We start from the raw sequence: 19,273 nt of genomic DNA on the forward strand, positions 1-19,273 counted from the left end.
TAAATGAATAAGCCAATAAAAAGTATAATATCAGATTTTGAGCAGGTCATTTTGCTTATTACTGAAGCCCGGAATAGGTTCTACAGTAAAGCAAATGCAGAACTCGTAATGTTATATTTTAGTGTTGGACAAATTGTTTCCGAAAAAGTTGCGAACGGCAAATGGGGTGATGGAACTGTAGATGACTTAGCTAATTATATTGCTGAGAAACAACCTTTGTTAAAAGGATTTAACCGTCGTGGACTTTATAGAATGAAACAATTTTATGAAGTTTATAGTGATAAGGAAATCGTGACAACATTGTTGGCACAATTTCAAGATGCTGATAATGAGTTTGGTAAATTTGTGACAACAGTGTTGACACAAATACCGTGGTCTTCTCATTTACACATTTTAAACAAAACCAAAACTATAGAGGAAAAGCTATTTTATATCCATACTTCCTTCGCCTTGGTTCGTGTCCTCACGAACCGAAATTATTAACTATTAATAGGTTCGTGGAGACACGAACTATGGTAACAATAAAGTATGAAACAACTCACAATCATAAAAATCGGTGGAAATGTAATCGATAATTCAGAAAACCTTCATCAGTTTTTGCTGGACTTTACTGCATTGCCGGGAGATAAAATTCTGGTACACGGTGGAGGTAAAATTGCAACTGAACTGGGCGAATCTTTAGGCATTGAAGCCAAAATGGTTGAGGGCAGAAGAATCACGGATATCGAAACACTTCGGATTGTAACTATGGTTTATGCCGGTTTGATCAATAAAAATATGGTTGCCCAGTTACAGGCTAAAGGTAGCAATGCCATTGGTTTAAGTGGTGCTGATGGTAATGTGATCAAAGCAAAAAAAAGGCCGGTTAGTACCAAAACTTATGGTGCAGATGCTGGACCAATGGCAGGAGCTTTAATTGATTATGGCTTTGTGGGCGATCTGGATGAAAATTCTGTTTCTTCAACAACTTTAGATAGTTTGCTGAAGGCCGGATTGGTTCCTGTTTTATGTGCCATTACACACGACGGTGCTACACAACTTTTAAATACCAATGCTGATACTATTGCATCTTCTGTTGCGGTGGCCATGTCTGCTTTATACGAAACACGTTTGGTATATTGCTTTGAGAAAAAAGGTGTGCTTAAAGATGTGAATGATAACGGTTCTGTAGTGAGAGAAATCAAAGCTGATGAATTTGAGGGTTTAAAAGCAGATGGAACGGTGCAGGGTGGAATGATCCCAAAATTACACAATGCTTTTGAAGCAATTAAAAAAGGAGTTTCGGCAGTATACATCGGTAAAGCCGATGAACTTTCTGAACTTGCAGAGGGCACATTTGGAACCAAGATGCTGAAATAAGGTGGAAGAGGTTAAAGGTAGGAAGGCTGAGGGTGTAAGGTTTTTGGCGAGGTGTATAAACTCATCGCTAAAAGATTTTAACCAAGATACAAAGACACCGAATTGCATTGTAATTCTTTGTTTTGCTAGGTTTATGAATGTAGATTTATAGGCATTTAGAGGGGGAAAAGAAACCAATTAACCACTGCTTATGCAAACTAAACCTAATAGAAACGGAAATACTTTTTATGTTCAAAACGAGAAAGATTACTACGTTGTTCCTCCTCGCAATGACGATAAATAGATGGAATGGCTGAAGTTAAAAAAGATTGAAATGAATAGCAGGACTGAAACATCAATAGAATTACTGAAATTGCTTTTCAAAAACCGCAGAAAGAAATATAAATCTGCGTAATCATGTAATCTGTGTAATCAACCCGCAGGAAAAGAAAATGAATTTTTGTAATCAAGTAATCTGTGCAATCAAACCGCAGGAAAATTAGTAATCATGACAAAAAAAATAGCCATAATTGGTAGCGGAAATATTGGTTTATCTTTAGCAAAAGGTTTGGTGAAGGCCGACTTTGCTCAAGCAGGCGACATTACGCTTACCCGTAGAAATACCGATCATTTAAAATCATTTGCAGAAGCGGGTTTTAATATCAGCAATAACAATAAACAAGCCGTTGTTGATGCTGATGTTGTAATTTTAGCCGTTCTACCCCAACAATTAAATACGGTTTTAGACGAAATTCAGCCTTCAATTATTCCCGCTAAACATTTGGTTATTTCGGTAATTTCGGGTGTAAGCTGCGCTGCAGTTAGGGAAAAATTGGGCGAAAATGTTGAAGTGATTCGTGTAATGCCGAATACGGCAATTGCCATCGGGCAATCCATGACTTGTATGGCCAGCGATAATGCTTCAGCAGAGCATATTGCAGATGTGACGAAAATGTTTGAAACGGTTGGTTCTGTTGTTAGAATTAATGAAGATTTAATGACTTCTGCAACGGCATTATGTGCTTGTGGGATCGCATTTTTCTTAAGGGCAATCAGAGCCGCATCACAAGGTGGCGTTGAAATTGGTTTCCATGCCGATGAGGCTTTGAAAATGGCCGTTCAAACGGCTAAAGGAGCAGCCGATTTGCTTTTATTGCACGGAACACACCCGGAATCAGAAATAGATAAGGTAACTTCGCCGAAAGGTTGTACCATTGCCGGCTTAAACGAAATGGAACACAATGGTTTTAGTTCCTCATTAATAAAGGGTATTAAACTTTCAGCTTTAAAAGCAGGAAATTTATACACTAAAGAGAGCTGAAAGCGGAAAGACCAAAGCTAAAAGCAATAAAAAGTAGCAAGTTTGAGATGAAATTGTCTTGATACTTGCTACTAATTACTTGATACTATGTTACTAGAAAATATACAAAAAGAAAGTCTGGATTTATTGCGACAGTTGATCCGTATCCAGTCTTTTAGTAAAGAAGAAGATCGGACGGCGAATTTAATTGCCCAGTTTTTGGAGGAGAGAGGGGTTAAGACCCAGCGTAAAATGAACAACGTCTGGGCCTATAACAAACATTTCGATGCGGCTAAACCGACTTTACTTTTAAACTCGCATCACGATACGGTAAAGCCTAATTCAGGGTATACCCGCGATCCTTATGATGCTGCAATTGAAGGCGATAAATTATTTGGTTTGGGCAGTAATGATGCAGGTGGTTGCCTGGTTTCGTTAATTGGTACATTTTTATACTACTACGCGCACGAAAATTTAAAATATAACATCTGTTTGGCCGCAACGGCGGAAGAAGAGATTTCTGGTAACAATGGATTAGAATTGGTTCTGCCCGATTTAGGTGAGCTTGAGTTTGGTATCGTTGGTGAACCAACAGAAATGAATTTAGCCATTGCTGAACGGGGTTTGCTGGTCTTGGATTGCGTATCGCATGGTAAAGCGGGGCATGCTGCCCGTGAAGAAGGCGAAAATGCCATTTACAAAGCATTAAAAGATATCGAATGGTTCAGAAATTATCAGTTTCCTAAAGTATCTGAGGTTTTTGGTCCGTTGAAAATGACGGTAACGATTATTAATGCAGGTTCGCAACATAATGTTGTACCTGCAAACTGTACTTTCACAGTTGATGTACGTGTAACCGATGCTTACACCAACGAAGAAGTTTTAGAAATTATTCGGGCAAATGTTGATTGCGATGTTACCCCACGTTCTATTCGCTTAAAACCATCGTCGATTGATAAAAACCACCCGGTCGTTCAGGCTGGTGTTGCTTTGGGAAGAACCACTTATGGTTCGCCAACTACATCCGATCAAGCTTTGTTGGATATTCCTTCAGTAAAATGTGGGCCGGGTTTTTCTGGCCGCTCGCACATGGCTGATGAGTTTTTATATGTACGCGAGGTTGCAGAAGGCGTTGAAGGATATATTAACATGTTGAAACCAGTAATTCAAGGTTAAACTAAACTAAAGCATCATTGCGAGGCACGAAGCAATCTAATTTGCAAATGTTAAGCTTTGAGTTTTAAAACCAAAAGGATTGCTTCGTACCCTGTAATAACGGAGTTGAATTATAAAAGAGCTTTGTGTGCTTTGCGAAAAACTTAGCGCCCTTCGCGGTTAAATAGATTATAATGAAGATTTGGCAAAAAAATATTGATGTAAATCAGTTTGTAGAAAGTTTTACGGTAGGTAAAGACCGTGAACTCGATCTGCAAATGGCAAAGTTCGATGTGCTGGGCTCGCTGGCACATACTGAAATGTTGGAAACGATAAATTTGCTTACGGCAGATGAATTAAAAACCATTCAGCAGGAACTTAAAAACATTTACGCTGAAATTGAAGCCGGTAATTTTACTATCGAAGACAGTGTAGAAGATGTACACTCGCAGGTAGAATGGCTGCTTACCCAACGCATTGGCGAGGCAGGCAAAAAAATTCACAGTGGCCGTTCGCGTAATGATCAGGTTTTGGTTGATTTAAAATTGTTCTTTAGAGCCTGTATCGAAGATATGGTTAACCAAACTTCAACTTTGTTTAACCAATTGATAGAGCTGAGCAATACACATAAAGACAAATTAGTACCGGGTTATACGCATTTGCAGATTGCCATGCCATCATCTTTCGGTTTGTGGTTCGGTGCTTATGCCGAAAGCCTCGCAGATGATATGGAACTGATGCTTGCCGCCTGGAAAATCACCAATAAAAATCCCTTGGGTTCTGCTGCGGGTTATGGCTCATCATTTCCGCTAAACAGAACTTTAACAACCGAATTATTGGGCTTTGAAAGTTTAAACTACAATGTGGTTTATGCACAGATGGGCCGTGGCAAAACCGAAAGGATTTTGGCGCAGGCGATGAGTGCTGTAGCTGCAACGCTAGCTAAAATGGCGATGGATGTTTGTTTATTCATCAATCAGAATTTTGGCTTCATCAGTTTTCCGGCAGAACTTACCACAGGTTCGAGCATTATGCCGCACAAAAAAAATCCGGATGTTTTCGAGCTGATCCGTTCGCGTTGTAATAAAATTCAGGCTTTGCCAAATGAAATAGCCATGATGATTACCAATTTGCCGTCGGGTTATCACCGCGATTTACAACTGTTAAAAGAAAATTTGTTCCCGGCGATTACTTCTTTAAACGAATGTTTAGAAATCGCCACTTTTATGTTCCAGAACATCACCATTAAGGATGATATTTTGAAAGATAAAAAATATGATTACCTGTTTAGCGTTGAAGTAGTGAACGACCTGGCGTTGCAAGGTGTTCCATTCAGAGAGGCTTATAAAATTGTTGGTGAACAGATAGAAAATGGTACTTTTGCTCCATCTGGCCAGATACATCATACACACGAAGGGAGCATTGGCAACCTTTGTAATGAGCAAATTGCTGCAGCAATGCAGGATGTTTTATCGCAATTTGGTTTTGGGAAGGTGAATAAAGCAATAGAAGATTTGGTTAAATAAATTTTGCTAATTTTGTAATTATGACAACTTTAACAATAGAAATTAAAGATAAAGACGCAGGTTTCGTAAAAGAGTTCCTAAGCAAAATTGGCGCTAAAGTTAAAGTAGAACCAACAAGTCAGATTACTTCTGAAATTGCACAAGCCCTCAACGAAATTAAGGAGATGCAGCAAGGAAAACGGAAGCCTTTAGGTTTAAAAGATATTTGATGGCTAATGAGGTTATCTATTCCGCCGTTTTTATCAAAAAAGCCAAAATTTACAAAAAGAAATATCTTTCTTTAGTAGACGATCTCTACGAACTGGAAGAAAAACTTTTGGAAAATCCTGAACAGGGAAATGATCTGGGCGCAGGTTTGTACAAAATTAGACTTGCTGTAAAAAGCAAAGGAAAAGGTAAAAGCGGAGGATTTAGGATAATAACTTATTTAGTTTCAAATACTGCTGATGGTATCATTATCAATATGCTTACCCTATATGATAAATCAGAAGAAAGCACTATTGATAAAAAAGAACTTCAGAAAATAATTAAAGCCTTATAAATCTGCTAATAGCAGTTTTAATATATATGAAACCATCATGATATCCACAAGGAATAATTGACAAATCATGATCGTTTCGTCACCAGAGAAATAAAATATAAACAAATGAAAGTTTCAGTATTGGCCAGTTCATTAATCGGCTCAGAAATTATAAAAATTGGAAACGAGGTTAACGAAATGAAGCGCAAAGGCGCTTCAATCGCCAACTTAACCATCGGCGATTTTGATGCAAACATTTACCCAATTCCAACCGAATTAAAGGCTGGAATCGTTGATGCTTACAATGCCAACCAAACCAATTATCCACCAGCTGACGGTGTTTTGCCTTTACGCGAAACGGTGTCAGAATTATTGAAGGATAGATTTGGATTGGAGTACAACACCAATAGCATTTTAGTTTCTGGTGGTTCGCGCCCTTTAATTTATGCTACTTATCTGGCGTTAGTTGATCCGGGAGATACCGTGGTTTTTCCTGCTCCATCCTGGAACAACAACCATTATTCTCATTTAACATCTGCCAAAACCATCGCAGTAGAAACCGATGCTGCGCATAATTTTATGCCAACAGCTGTGCAATTGAAACCGCATTTAAAGGGAGCAACTTTATTGGCTTTATGTTCGCCATTAAATCCAACCGGAACCATGTTCGATGCTGATTCGCTGGCTGAAATCTGTGATGCGGTATTAGCAGAAAATGCTTCGCGTGGTGCCGATGAAAAGCCATTGTACATGATGTACGATCAGATTTATTCGCTTTTAACTTTCGGAAAAGAGCATGTAAATCCAGTTTCTTTGCGCCCGGAGATGAGACCATTTACCGTTTTTGTTGATGGCAGTTCGAAATGTTTAGCTGCAACGGGTGTGCGTGTGGGTTGGGGTTTTGGTCCGGAGGATATTATCAATAGAATGAAAGCTTTGGTTGGACACATGGGTGCCTGGGCGCCAAAAGCAGAGCAGGTTGCCATGTCTAATTATTTTAACGATAAAGCACAGGTTGATACTTTTTTAACCAGCTTTAAAGCACAAATCCAGGATAGCTTAAATGCACTTTATAATGGTTTTAATGAATTAAAAGCTGAGGGTTTTAATGTTGATGCTGTAGAACCAATGGGTGCTATTTATCTGACCATTAAAATCGATTATATCGGAAAAACTACTGAAGATGGTCAGCTTTTAAAAGACAGTGCGGATGTTAATTTCTACCTGATCAAAGAAGCAGGAGCAGCTTTGGTACCTTTCTCTGCTTTCGGAAATGAAGACAGTATGCCTTGGTTCAGGGCATCAGTAGGGGCTTGTACTTTACAAGATATTAAAGATATGTTACCAAGGATTAAAACCGCTCTGAGTAAATTGAAATAAGATTATAATTATATCAGAAAACCTCTTCAGTTGGTTTGAAGAGGTTTTTTGTTTAAATCTTTTGCTAAACACTATTTATTTTGATGGGGTTATTTAATAATCTTTAAATTTGTACATTAGTTTAAAATCACATTGATATGGAAACTTACCTTGTACACCCGGATAAAATACAAGAAAAGGCTTTAAAGGCATTTCTTAAAGCTTTTGATGTTCCTTATGAAATAAAAAAGAACGATGCCTTGCCTGAGCATGTTAAGTCAGGAATAAGGCAAGGACAAGATGATATCAAAGCAGGAAAAAGCTTTTCTTTAGCAGAATTTAAAGAGAAAATCTCTACAATCTAATGGCGCCTCTGCCTGTAGTCATATCAGAAACAGCATTAAAAACTTTTGAGTCAATATGTGCTCAGATAAATGAAAGACTGGGGACAAAAGCATTAAGTGATTTTAAAAAGAATACCATTAAAACATTGGAGTTAATTGGCAATTCGCCATTCATCTATAAAGAGACTGAATTTGATCCTAATATCCGACAAGGATTAATTAAAAAGCTTTCTTCTGTGTTTTATGAGGTTAAACCCGATAGGATTGAAGTTCTTTTCTTTTGGGACAATAGGCAAGAACCGATGTTTTTCTAATTTTTTTATTCGAAATAACATAAAAACCTCGCAGGTTTTAAAACCAACGAGGTTAATTTAGAATTTTGACTAAGGACTAAGGACTAAGGACTAAGGACTCAACACTCCCAACTAATCCTCCCTGCTTCCATCATCAGCCATCCTCACCATTTTAGGCTCAAATTTGGCCACAACATCAACGAGTTCAGTTTGTGCCGCCATTACTTTGTTAATGTCTTTATAGGCCATTGGTGCCTCATCTAAGCCGGCTCCAATTAAAGTAACATTGTGATCCTTTAAAATGGCTTTCATATCCGATTTCGTAATTGATTGAATCGCTTTGGTTCGGCTCATTTGTCTACCCGCACCATGTGATGCTGAATTGATCGAGCTCATTTCACCTTTTCCCCTAACCAGAAATCCTGGGGCTGTCATACTGCCGGGGATAATCCCCATTACGCCTTTACCAGCCGGTGTAGCTCCTTTACGGTGAACAATCACTTCTTCACCATTAAACATTTCTTTCCAGGCAAAATTATGGTGGTTTTCTACTTTGGCCAAAACTTTAGCACCAATGGCTTTAGTCAACCTTTTATGGATCACTTCATGACAGGCAGAAGCATAATCACCAGCTAAATTCATGGCAATCCAATACTCTTGTCCCTCGGCAGAATTTAAATCCAAATAAGCCAGGTTTGCAGCCTCTTTAGGAAGTTTACAGATATCTTTTGCCAGCTTGGTATAATGTCCTGCAACAGTAGCACCAAATCCACGGGAACCAGAGTGGGTTAATAAAGCCACATAACGGCCCTTATCGATATTTAAAATCTCGTCACGTTCTGAGAAATCAATAATTCCCCATTCTACAAAATGGTTACCCCCACCTGAAGTACCCAATTGTGCCCAGGCTTTTCCGTGTAAGTTTTTAAGAAAAGGAGTGGAATTGAAAGCTTCGTTTTCTAAAACCTCATGATCAGCTTTTTCATTACCTGTAAAATTTTGACCTGCACCAAATTTGGTAAAGGCAATCAATTCGCGTTTGTACATTGCATCCTTCCCGAAATAATGTTTCTCTGGAATATCGAAAATACTCAAAGCCATTCGGCAACCGATATCTACCCCAACACCGTAGGGGATAATCGCATTTCTGGTAGCCAATACGCCGCCGATGGGCAAACCATAACCTTGGTGGGCATCAGGCATTAATGCACCTGCTACCGTAACTGGTAATTTCATGGCAATATTCATTTGGTTTCTTGCCCCTTCTTCAATGTAATCAGGGCCAAATACCGCGTAGGGTTTTACATGGTTTAACAGTTTGATAGTTTCATCTTTTGGTGCATTGGCTTCTTCAATCACAGCAGTTGCAAGTGGGTTTAATACTTCGTCATCCAAAAAACTTTCCGGATAATCTTTTACTTTTTTAAATAAGGCCAATAATTCTTTTTCTTCGATCTCCGTGAAATTTTCTTTCAGGATGTCTAAAGCTAAGCCTACTATTTTTCCTTCTGTATAACCTATTTCGATCAGGTTATTACCTGTTATGTTGTTGTTCATTGTTAATTTTGTTTATTTTCAGAAATCTTTAATCACAACCCTCTACATAATGTATCTCTGGTCATAGAATGAATACAATTAAAATAGAAAGCAACTTCTTTCAATGCATCTCTTACGTCTGATAAAACATTTTCCTCGTGCTTAAATGCTTCTATAATATTATCTTCATCATCAACAAAAAGAGTAGTAAAAGATTCACTATTTGTATCTGATTTTTGTCTTTTAATTTCTTCTACGAATGATTGTAAATTTTGGGAGGGATTGAACTTTTGCATTGTAAATTTCTTATTATCATAAAGAGCATTTTTAGTTATTGGATAACGAAAATATGCGCTATCTTGATCGTACTTTGTAATGATTGCTAGCAATTCAGTAACTCTAACAGTTTCTATCCATTCTCCTCTAGGCGCAAGCTTGTTTAGTGTTTCGATATTAGTTAATAATATTTTATTTAACCAATATTCATAAAGTTCGTTTACATGGTGACAAGTATAAAGCTTTTTCCATTTTCCTTTGCTAAAAATCTCTGGATGATCGCTATCAAAAGGCACAGTTCCGTATTCTATTTTTAGTGTTTTATGAAAAATAACGATTATTGATTTTAAATATAATTCAATAGCATGCCTGTAAAGGAAATTTTGAGGCATTTCAGCTTGCTGTGTAACATTATAATATTCAAATGGATTGGTGGTTAAATGCTCTGCACTTTTATAATATGCGTTAGCAGTTATTCCAAATCCTTTATCAAGATGATGTTCTATAGGGTTCATTAAGTATTGCATGCTTTCTTATAATTATTGTTCCTTAATTAATCCCCCGCAGGCAACATTCACCTGACCGAGGGGTTTCTAAATTTAGTTTATTTTACGAAGATCTGTTTCAATTGATCTACAATTTGTCCACTGCCAGATAAGCTGATGTTATTGATTTTCTCCGCGATTTTCTCAACGTATTCCATCTCTTTCAACTTATACAACATGGCATTGTCTTCCATTAATTTAGCGGTGTTCAGCAAACTTCTGGTAGAGGCCGTTTCTTCTCTTCGGGTAATGATATTGGCTTGTGCCCTTTTTTCGGCAACCAAAACCTGGTTCATAATCTCCTTAACGTCACCAGGTAAAACAATATCTTTAACACCACAGTTCGTTAATTTTACACCCAGGTTTTCAACCTTATCCAAGGTGATGGCCATTACCATTTCGGCAATTTTTTCTTTGCTTTCCATCAATTCGTCAAAAGTCATAAGGCCAATAGATTCTCTTAACGCTAATTGCATGGTGATATACAATTGTTTTTCGAATTCTTTGTTCTCCAATAAGGCTTTGATGATGTCATCAACTTTATATTGAGTGCTGAAATTCACCCTCAATTGTGCTTTATCTTTGGTTAAGATTTCTTGTCCGATGATTTCCATATTCAATTGCCTCATATCGGTTTTTAAAACTTGAATGGTGGTACTGTTTTTCCAGTAAACATAGTTTCCCGCCTCCAATATACTTTCAAATTTACCATCGATAAATAACAAGGCCTTTTCGAAAGATTCTACCTTATAGGCCCTGATGTAATTTAATAAGGGGGCTTTCTCCAACAAGTTTTTATCAATTGCTTGGTCAATATTAATGTTACTGATGTCTACCTTAACAAAATCATATGTTGACAAACCTTTCCAGATGGCATGTCTGCCAGCGGTTAAAACAGATTTGAAATTTTTGTTTTGATAAACCAAGACCAATTCGTTGTCGGCAACGCTTACTAAGTGAATCAAATTCACAAAATCAGCATTTTCCAGCAAAATATCCAATTCGGCAACTGAGTAGTAGTACTCTTTAGCCATATCGTATAATGTCATACTTTCGCTAAAACCTAACCAGTAAGTTCCAGCTGTTAAAACGTTTTTTAATTTTCCTTTTTTAAACACCAATCCAACATAATTGGTGTTAATAGTTACTCTTTTCATGTTTTTTGATGTTAAGATTTATAATTATTTGATTTTTCTTTACAAAGCATTGCAAAAGCGCATTCATTTGTTTCTTGCGGAAGTAAGAAGAATCATGATGTTTTTAAGAATGAAATCAAGCTTTATTAAGTAGGTAAATCCGAGGATTTAAATAAATTTTTCGGCGAGATTTGATTTTAAATCAGCTCTTTCATCGTTTTTACTCACAAAGCAAAAGGCAAATTGCGTTTCAGATTTATCAAAAATCTTAAAGCCGAATGCGGTTTTACAATGCTGTTCTTTCGAGCGATTTTAAAAGTTGCTCCTCTTTTTGTTTTGGAGTTTAAGTCCTAAACGCTTACCAATTAGCTATTCCAAGTGACGGTTGGAAGCAGGATTCGAACCTGCATGGTTTGGTTGTTATTCTACCCCTGAATTATTCCGATTGCTCGGAAGTGGGATTCGAACCCACGACACACAACGTGTTTAGACAGTCTATCATAATTCTTGTCAGCATATTCTACGCAAATTGCCCGAATACTTTGGGGCTATTCTGAAACCCACAACAATGGATAAGTTTTATTTAGTATTGCCATTCCGATTATTCATCGGAATTTCATTATATATATATTGATTTACCTAAACTGTTTAATTGCTGCCATTAACCCTATTCCGCATATCCGGAACAGGGGCTTCATATTTTGCTGTTCTAATTGATCAGCATGGCGGAGAGCGCGTATTATTGAAACAGTTTAATTGTATTGTAAATCAGTTATTTATTATTGATATTTTTCAAAGAACTCAATTATCGACTGGCGACATTACAAAGATGCCACTACCACTACGCGGCTGATTTGCGTAGTAAAATTTATTTTTCCTATAATGAATCAATTGGCTGATAATTAGGGTGATAATTTTAACTTTTCCATTATGTTATTTCTTTTATCCTCCAATTACGCAGTTGTGTTGCGTAGATGATAAATGCTTTGCTATATTTAATTAAGTTTTCCATCTGATTTTTAGCTTGAAATGGAAATTGATTAAAAATGGCAGTAAATAAATTAGCACTGATTAGGTATAAAACCATCGACGATTGTTTAAAAAATCGTTTCCGTAAATGGACATTGGAGGACCTTATAGAAAAAGTGTCTACAACCCTGTATGAACTCGAAGGCATTACCTCAGGAGTAAGCAAGCGGACCATCCAGGCGGATATTCAACTGATGCGAAGTGACAAATTAGGATATAATGCACCAATCGTAGTGAAAGATAAACGCTTTTATGCTTACGAGGATCCAGCATTCAGTATAACCAAAGCACCTATCAATAACGCTGATGTAGATAAGATGAAAGAAATTGTTGGTGTACTGAAGCAATTTAATGCTTTTAATTATTTCGACGAAATGAGCGATATGATTGCCCGTTTGGAAAATAACCTCTACAAATCAACCAAACAAAGCGGTAATAACATCCAGTTGGAAAGTAATAAGTTGGTAAAAGGATTGGAATGTATTCCACCATTGTACCAGGCGGTTTTAAATAAGCGTTCGTTATTGATTGAATATAAATCGTTCAAGGCGCAACAATCGCAACAGGGGATTTATTTTCCGTATCTGTTAAAAGAGTACAGAAACAGATGGTTTTTGATCTGTAAAGCAAAAAAAAGAGCAGGAATCTTAAACTTAGCTTTAGATCGAATCATAGAATTTCAGGAATTACCCAACGAAGAATTCATTGCTTACCAGGGGGTAGATTTCGACCGCTATTACGATGATTTAATCGGGGTAACCAAAAATGAAAGCGACCGGGCTCAAAAAGTCATTCTGGAATTTACCAATGACCATGCACCTTATGTGGTTACCAAGCCTTTACATTCTTCGCAAGTGGTGTTAAGTAAAAACGACAAAACAACAACGTTTAGGATTGATGTGGTTTTGAACTATGAACTGGAGCGTGAAATTTTAGGCTTTGGTGAGTGTGTTAAGGTGCTTTCCCCAAGATTGTTGATTTCGAAAATTAAAAGAAGATTGGCGCAAACTTATAAGCAATATGAAATAGAAAAAAATGCAGACGCTTAAATATTAGCTCCTAAACCTGGCCAATTGACGCATTACTAGTGAATCATATTAACCTTTACTTCATGTTCAAACAAACTGAAATTCTTTACCGAGCGCAGTGAGTATGAAACAGGATAAGAAATGGCTGTATTATTAAAGATTTCAAATTCTTTTGTTACAGCTTTTATTTCGTCTAAAGTATTAGCAGTCTTGATAAAAGACTTTTCGCTTCCTCCCCTGGCATAAAAAGTAACTTTTGCTGTGCTTAAAGATTGAATTTGTGCAGATGTTAACTCCTGTTTTAAAAGCACGGCTTTTAGTGCAGTTTTTAATATTGCATAATCGGTATCGGCTTCTGCTAAAATCAAGGTATTATTGCCATACTTAACACTATTGATATATGCACTATTAGTGGTGTTTATCTTCTCTACATCCGCTATTGATATTAATTCACTTTTAGTGGGTAGGTTCATGTCGAGCGAAAACTTAACATTATTGGAGAAAAAATATACAGCGTGTTTTTTGGTGATCCTTGTAGATGTTTTAATTCCAATTTTTTCAAATATTGAATTTACATCATCATTGTTCGATAAATAATATTTTAGTACGTTGTAATCCTTAAACTCATCTTCTGAATAGGCCGAGCTTTCATTATTGTTTTTAATCTGTAAGTTTTTGGCATAAGCAATAATTTTTTCGAAAGATGGAATATCATTAAAGATTTTATTGCCCTCACCAACAAGAGAAGTTGAAGCAGTAATGGGCAATGGCGTATACTTATCTTTTAAAGAAACCAATTTAAGATCATTCCCATTCTCTGTAATGGTGAAGATTGCTCCTGGAAAAACTTGTGTTACGTTACCATCATCAACAATAAAGGAATCGAATTTCCAGGTTAGCAATTCTGTTTTATCTATTTCGGTAGGGATGATGACAGGCTCAGGAACTGGTAACGGACCGTTGTTTTTTTTACAGGAAACAGCAAGTAAAAGCGTAGAGACAATCAAAAAGTAATTTATTTTATTTTTCATTCAAGGTAAGTGTAAATGCCCGAATCTACATAGTTTTTAGATTCGGAAAGTTGTTTTTAGGTTATGATTGTGTTCCCATTGCGTAAACAAATAAACCTTGCTGGTTTTGAAAAACCAGCAAGGTTTATTTGTTATTAAAAGCCTTACGGCAGTTTGGGATTAGCTCTTAAACTCGCTCGTTTTATGGAATTCGATATCAGGATAATCCTGTTTTGTTAAATTAATCATATACTCACTATCGGCCAGATAAACCGGATTGGCTTCTTTATCAAAACCGATATGCTGTTGTTTACGTTTCACAAATTCATCCAGTTTCTTTCTGTCGGTAGAGGTTACCCAGCTCGAACGTGTATAACTCAAGGTACGGAAACGACATTTTGCACCATACTCATGCTCTAACCTGAAATTGATTACCTCAAACTGAAGCTCACCAACTGCACCAATCACTTTTCGGTTTCCAGGTTGCATAACAAATAACTGTGCAACTCCTTCATCGGTTAGCTGTTCAATACCCTTTTCCAACTGTTTGGTACGCATTGGGTCCATATTTTCTACTTCTTTGAAGATAGATGGAGAGAAACTAGGGATTCCTTTAAACTGCAGTTTTTCACCTTCGGTTAAAGTATCGCCAATTTTAAAGTTGCCACTATCGTATAAACCCACTACGTCGCCCGGCCAGGCCTCTTCAACAATACTTTTTTCGTTAGCCATAAAATCCATCGGATTAGAGAATTTTAATTTCTTATCCTGACGGGTATGGTAATAGAATTTATTGCGTTCAAACTTGCCGGAACAGATCCTTAAGAAAGCAATTCTGTCGCGGTGTTTTGGGTCTAAGTTGGCGTGGATCTTAAACACAAATCCACTGAAATTTTTCTCATCTACCAGTACATCACGTTCTTCCGCTTCTCTATGACGTGGACTTGGCGCAATATCGATAAATGTATCTAGAAGTTCTTTTATCCCGAAGTTGTTAATCGCACTGCCAAAAAATACGGGTGCAACCAAACCATCGGTATATAAATCTTTATCAATTTTGCCGTAAATGCCGTCAACGAGTTCCACGTCGTCTTTCAACGTATTGATCTCGTTTTCTTTTAAATAATTCAATAAAGATGGATCATTTAAATCGCTTGCCGCCACAACCGAATCGGTTACTTTAGTTTTGTCGGAATTGAATAAATTTAAATGTTTGTTGTAAATGCTGTAAACGCCTTTAAAAGTATGTCCTTGGCCAATTGGCCATGAAAGCGGGCATAGGCTGATGTTTAGTTTTTCTTCAATTTCATCCAATAAATCGTAAGCCTCTTTACCTTCACGGTCCATTTTGTTGATGAAAATGATTACCGGAGTATTACGCATCCGGCAAACCGACATCAGTTTTTCAGTCTGTTCCTCCACACCCTTTACACAGTCTACCACCAAAATCACACTATCCACTGCCGATAAAGTTCTGTAAGTATCTTCCGCGAAATCCTTGTGACCAGGCGTATCCAGAATGTTAATACGTTTGCCGCTATATTCGAAACCCATCACCGAAGTTGCTACCGAGATCCCACGTTGCTTTTCAATCTCCATAAAATCGGAAGTATTACTCTGGTTCGCTTTATTCCTTTTTACCGCACCAGCAGTGTTAATGGCACCACCAAAAAGCAGAAATTTTTCTGTCAGCGTGGTTTTACCTGCATCGGGGTGACTAATAATGGCAAAGGTTTTACGTTTTTCTATTTCAGGGTTAAGCATAATAAAATTTTGGGTGTAAAAGATGATGAAACCTGGTTAAAGGAATTTAACAGCGATAAGATTTGAATATTGTTGTTTCATCAGGACGCAAAGATAATAAAAAGCTTTATCATTAATTGTTAGGTTGTTGTATTGTTTTATATTTGAGGTGAATAGATTTAAAGAATGATTTGGAAAAGTAGTGACAGTTGTTCTTTCGTTATTGCAGTCCTGCCATACACTATAATCCGACCTTTCTTCCTTCTTTGTGACCCCATCTTTTTAAGGCGTTACGCTAGCTTGCTTTGAAAGTAAACAGGTTTTACCGAAGAACGCCCGTCAATCCCAAGAGCCGGGAAATCAAAAAAACAGTAGCAAGACAGTACAAATGGCACTATCAAACCTCAAACGCAGTGGTTTTGTGTTTCATGTTTTCAAAACCTTTCACCTCCCCCGTAACTAACAAAACAAAGTGCCACTGTTTTTTGATGTGCATGGGATTGTGCAAAAGGCTCATTGCTGGATTGACAAAGCGCTTTGGGTACTTTGGCGCTCCAAAGTACCATGCCTCCGCGGCGTAGAGCGGCAGAAAAATATTAATTACTTGTGTCCACACGATAGAATTTTACATCGGGAGCTGCCGTTCCTGTCCCTTAGGTTTAGGTTGCTTCTGCAGTAATTCTATTAAGGTTTTTTATTTCGCTAATCAAGAAATTATTGATTAAATAAAGTTGGTGACCAAAAAATATCCACTTAAAATTAAAATTTCTCATCAATCATTCTTTAGTTTTGTGCTAAAATGTTTAGCTTTATTCGTCCCTCCGTTTATTGCTAACTAAAATTTTACTGCCGATGCCTACTTTGGAAGAAACTTCTATGCCCGCAGAAATTGCGGCTAAATTTGTTAATTATACCTCGAAACATGTTTTTTTGACCGGAAAAGCCGGAACAGGTAAAACAACTTTTTTGCGGAAACTGATCCAGCTTACGCATAAAAAGGCTTTAATTGTGGCGCCTACGGGTATTGCAGCCATTAATGCTGCTGGAGTAACTATCCACTCGCTTTTTCAGCTTCCTTTTGGAGCATTTTTCCCTGATGCTGCGGGAGCGCTGATTAACGAAAATATTAATTTCAACTTTAATACGCCCAAAACTTTAGTAAAACACTTAAACATGCAGGGCAATAAACGCCGCATGTTGCAGGAACTGGAATTGCTGGTAATCGACGAGGTGAGTATGCTACGTGCCGATATGCTCGATGCCATCGATTTCGCTTTGCGTTATGTACGGCGGAACAGGAACCTACCGTTCGGCGGAGTACAACTATTGTTTATCGGCGATCTGCACCAGTTGCCACCCGTGGTGAAAAATGATGAATGGCGCATTATGGCCAAATTTTATAAAAGCATTTATTTCTTCGATGCCTTGGCCCTGCAGGATAATCCACCGGTTTATATCGAACTGGATAAAATTTACCGTCAGGATGATTCGGTTTTTATTGATCTGCTGAACAACCTGCGAAACAATAAAATTACTGCTGAAGATACCGCATTGCTCAGGCAACATTTTAAGCAGGATTTTAAACCTTCTGCCGATGAAAATTACATCACTTTAACCACCCATAACAATAAAGCAGATAACATTAACCGTGAAAGGTTGACCCAACTGAAAACAAAATCATATTTTTTCGAAGCAAAAGTTCAGGGAGAGTTTAATGAATATGCTTATCCAAATGATAAAAGTTTAGAGCTAAAGGTTGGCGCGCAGGTAATGTTTATTAAAAATGATATGACAGCCGAGAAAAGGTATTACAACGGTAAAATCGGTGTGGTACATCATATCGAAAAAGATGTAATTGAAATTGAATTACCAGAGGATAAGGTTGTAATCCAGATTTCGCCCTACACCTGGGAGAACGTAAAATATAAACTGGACGAAGCAACCAACGAGATCAAAGAAAATGTTGCCGGTTCATTTATCCAATATCCCATTAAACTGGCCTGGGCCATCACCGTGCATAAAAGTCAGGGTTTGACTTTCGATAAGGCCATTATTGATGTAGGTGATGCTTTTGCACCTGGTCAGGCTTATGTGGCCTTGTCGCGTTTACGCTCATTAAAGGGTTTGGTTTTAACTTCTCATCTTCGCGATAGTGGTTTGCAACAGGATCAGAATGTACATTACTTTTCTAAAACAAAACAACCTTCGGAAGTACTGAACGAGCAGATTAGCATAGAAAGTTATACGTTTATCCGCAGTTATCTGCTTGCTGCATTCGATCTGAACCTGATCCGCTACTACTTAAAAGAACACCGTCAGACCTTTGATAAAAGCGAAAAATCGGCCAAACAAAGGCACGAAGAGTGGACCGATACTGTTTATACGGATTTTCAAAAAATTACTGCTACGGCCGATACATTCGTTAATCAGCTGAAAAATCTTTTCGCACAGCAAACCGAACATACTTTATTTAATGTATCGAAAAGAGTAGAGGCTGCCTTAAAATATTTTAATCCACTGGTTAGAGAGATTTCAGACCGTTTTCTGGCTCAAATCGAAGTGATAAAAGAAGAAAAGCAAATTAAAACCTATGTTACAGAGCTGTTAGAACTCGAAATTTTAGTGTATGAGCAATTGAAAAAAATGCATAAAAGTAAGGCATTGTTGCAGGCGCTCATTGCGGGGAAAGAATTTAGCAAAGCAGATACCGATGCGCTGTTAAATACGGTTGAAAGAAACAACCAACTCCAAAAAGCAATCCAGTTAAAAGGAGAAACACTTAAGGTGAAATCAGCAGCTGAGAAGAAGAAAAAAGAGCCAAAAATCGACACAAAGCTGGTCAGCTTCGAACTTTATGAGCAGGGCAAAACCATTGAAGAAATTGCAAAGGAGCGAGGCTTTTCTGTTGGTACAATTGAAGGCCATTTAGCCTATTATGTTTCTACACAACAATTAGACGTGACTAAACTGGTAAAAGCCAATAAGATCAGAAACATCAGTGATGCGGTGGAAAGCCAAAAAACAAAGTCGATGGCTACGATAAGGGAGTTTTTGGGGAAAGATTACTCATTCGGCGAGATCAAGCTCGTATTGGCATCGTTGTTCCCGTCGGAGGAATAGGTTTATGCATTAACC

17 protein-coding genes are annotated in these 19,273 nt (G+C 37.5%); 12 read left to right on the forward strand and 5 right to left on the reverse strand.

Annotated features, from left to right (window positions below; genetic code table 11):
* The first annotated feature begins 3 nt into the window (after window positions 1-3).
* The 10 genes from BCL90_RS22695 (at window position 4) to BCL90_RS22740 (ending at window position 7,856) form a co-directional block, all read left to right on the forward strand.
* Window positions 4-483 carry a DUF1016 N-terminal domain-containing protein gene (locus BCL90_RS22695; RefSeq protein WP_121287560.1) on the forward strand — a complete coding sequence of 160 codons (480 nt, stop codon included), beginning with the start codon at window positions 4-6 and terminating at the stop codon, window positions 481-483.
* Between the two features lie 45 nt (window positions 484-528).
* Window positions 529-1,359, forward strand: coding sequence for an acetylglutamate kinase (argB, locus tag BCL90_RS22700; RefSeq protein ID WP_121287562.1), 831 nt, complete (start codon window positions 529-531; stop codon window positions 1,357-1,359).
* Window positions 1,360-1,846: 487 nt separating this feature from the next.
* The gene (gene proC / locus BCL90_RS22705; RefSeq protein ID WP_121287564.1) at window positions 1,847-2,659 is read left to right on the forward strand and encodes a pyrroline-5-carboxylate reductase; all 813 of its coding nucleotides are present in this window, start codon (window positions 1,847-1,849) and stop codon (window positions 2,657-2,659) included.
* An 87-nt stretch (window positions 2,660-2,746) separates the two neighbouring features.
* Window positions 2,747-3,814 (forward strand): M20 family metallo-hydrolase, encoded by a 1,068-nt coding sequence (locus BCL90_RS22710; RefSeq protein WP_121287566.1) that lies wholly within the window; start codon window positions 2,747-2,749, stop codon window positions 3,812-3,814.
* 173 nt (window positions 3,815-3,987) lie between these two features.
* Window positions 3,988-5,319 carry an argininosuccinate lyase gene (gene argH / locus BCL90_RS22715; protein WP_121287568.1) on the forward strand — a complete coding sequence of 444 codons (1,332 nt, stop codon included), beginning with the start codon at window positions 3,988-3,990 and terminating at the stop codon, window positions 5,317-5,319.
* A 20-nt stretch (window positions 5,320-5,339) separates the two neighbouring features.
* Window positions 5,340-5,528 (forward strand): hypothetical protein, encoded by a 189-nt coding sequence (locus BCL90_RS22720; RefSeq protein WP_121287570.1) that lies wholly within the window; start codon window positions 5,340-5,342, stop codon window positions 5,526-5,528.
* Entirely contained in the window at window positions 5,528-5,860 is a 333-nt protein-coding gene (locus BCL90_RS22725) for a type II toxin-antitoxin system RelE/ParE family toxin (protein WP_121287572.1), read from the forward strand. Before BCL90_RS22720 ends, BCL90_RS22725 begins: the two co-directional genes overlap by 1 nt.
* 105 nt (window positions 5,861-5,965) lie before the next feature.
* A complete protein-coding gene (locus BCL90_RS22730) occupies window positions 5,966-7,219 on the forward strand; it encodes a pyridoxal phosphate-dependent aminotransferase (protein ID WP_121287574.1) in 1,254 nt (417 codons plus the stop codon).
* Window positions 7,220-7,356: 137 nt separating this feature from the next.
* The gene (locus tag BCL90_RS22735; protein ID WP_121287576.1) at window positions 7,357-7,563 is read left to right on the forward strand and encodes a DUF2683 family protein; all 207 of its coding nucleotides are present in this window, start codon (window positions 7,357-7,359) and stop codon (window positions 7,561-7,563) included.
* A complete protein-coding gene (locus tag BCL90_RS22740) occupies window positions 7,563-7,856 on the forward strand; it encodes a type II toxin-antitoxin system RelE/ParE family toxin (RefSeq protein WP_121287578.1) in 294 nt (97 codons plus the stop codon). The genes BCL90_RS22735 and BCL90_RS22740 overlap by 1 nt, the downstream gene beginning before the upstream one ends.
* A 111-nt stretch (window positions 7,857-7,967) precedes the next feature.
* On the opposite strand, the gene BCL90_RS22745 is transcribed toward BCL90_RS22740, so the two are convergent.
* The 3 genes from BCL90_RS22745 to BCL90_RS22755 all read right to left on the reverse strand — a co-directional run bounded on the left by BCL90_RS22745 (window position 7,968) and on the right by BCL90_RS22755 (window position 11,349).
* Window positions 7,968-9,392: an RtcB family protein gene (locus BCL90_RS22745; RefSeq protein WP_121287580.1), complete on the reverse strand. Its 1,425-nt coding sequence runs from the start codon at window positions 9,390-9,392 to the stop codon at window positions 7,968-7,970.
* 32 nt (window positions 9,393-9,424) lie between these two features.
* Window positions 9,425-10,162 (reverse strand): hypothetical protein, encoded by a 738-nt coding sequence (locus BCL90_RS22750; RefSeq protein WP_134380745.1) that lies wholly within the window; start codon window positions 10,160-10,162, stop codon window positions 9,425-9,427.
* An 89-nt stretch (window positions 10,163-10,251) separates the two neighbouring features.
* Window positions 10,252-11,349: a slipin family protein gene (locus BCL90_RS22755; RefSeq protein WP_121287584.1), complete on the reverse strand. Its 1,098-nt coding sequence runs from the start codon at window positions 11,347-11,349 to the stop codon at window positions 10,252-10,254.
* A 1,025-nt stretch (window positions 11,350-12,374) separates the two neighbouring features.
* Between BCL90_RS22755 and BCL90_RS22760 the strand changes: the two genes are divergently transcribed.
* Complete coding sequence (locus tag BCL90_RS22760; RefSeq protein ID WP_121287586.1) at window positions 12,375-13,406, forward strand: helix-turn-helix transcriptional regulator; 1,032 nt, start codon at window positions 12,375-12,377, stop codon at window positions 13,404-13,406.
* A 35-nt stretch (window positions 13,407-13,441) separates the two neighbouring features.
* On the opposite strand, the gene BCL90_RS22765 is transcribed toward BCL90_RS22760, so the two are convergent.
* Both BCL90_RS22765 and BCL90_RS22770 read right to left on the reverse strand, forming a co-directional pair.
* Window positions 13,442-14,416, reverse strand: coding sequence for a thiol-activated cytolysin family protein (locus tag BCL90_RS22765; protein WP_121287589.1), 975 nt, complete (start codon window positions 14,414-14,416; stop codon window positions 13,442-13,444).
* Window positions 14,417-14,575: 159 nt separating this feature from the next.
* Window positions 14,576-16,159 carry a peptide chain release factor 3 gene (locus tag BCL90_RS22770; RefSeq protein ID WP_121287591.1) on the reverse strand — a complete coding sequence of 528 codons (1,584 nt, stop codon included), beginning with the start codon at window positions 16,157-16,159 and terminating at the stop codon, window positions 14,576-14,578.
* Between the two features lie 831 nt (window positions 16,160-16,990).
* Here BCL90_RS22770 and BCL90_RS26155 point away from each other — a divergent pair.
* Window positions 16,991-19,258, forward strand: coding sequence for a helix-turn-helix domain-containing protein (locus BCL90_RS26155; RefSeq protein WP_121287593.1), 2,268 nt, complete (start codon window positions 16,991-16,993; stop codon window positions 19,256-19,258).
* Window positions 19,259-19,273 lie beyond the last annotated feature (15 nt).

This window comes from Pedobacter alluvionis (assembly GCF_003664035.1).
Taxonomy (GTDB): Bacteria; Bacteroidota; Bacteroidia; order Sphingobacteriales; family Sphingobacteriaceae; genus Pedobacter; species Pedobacter alluvionis.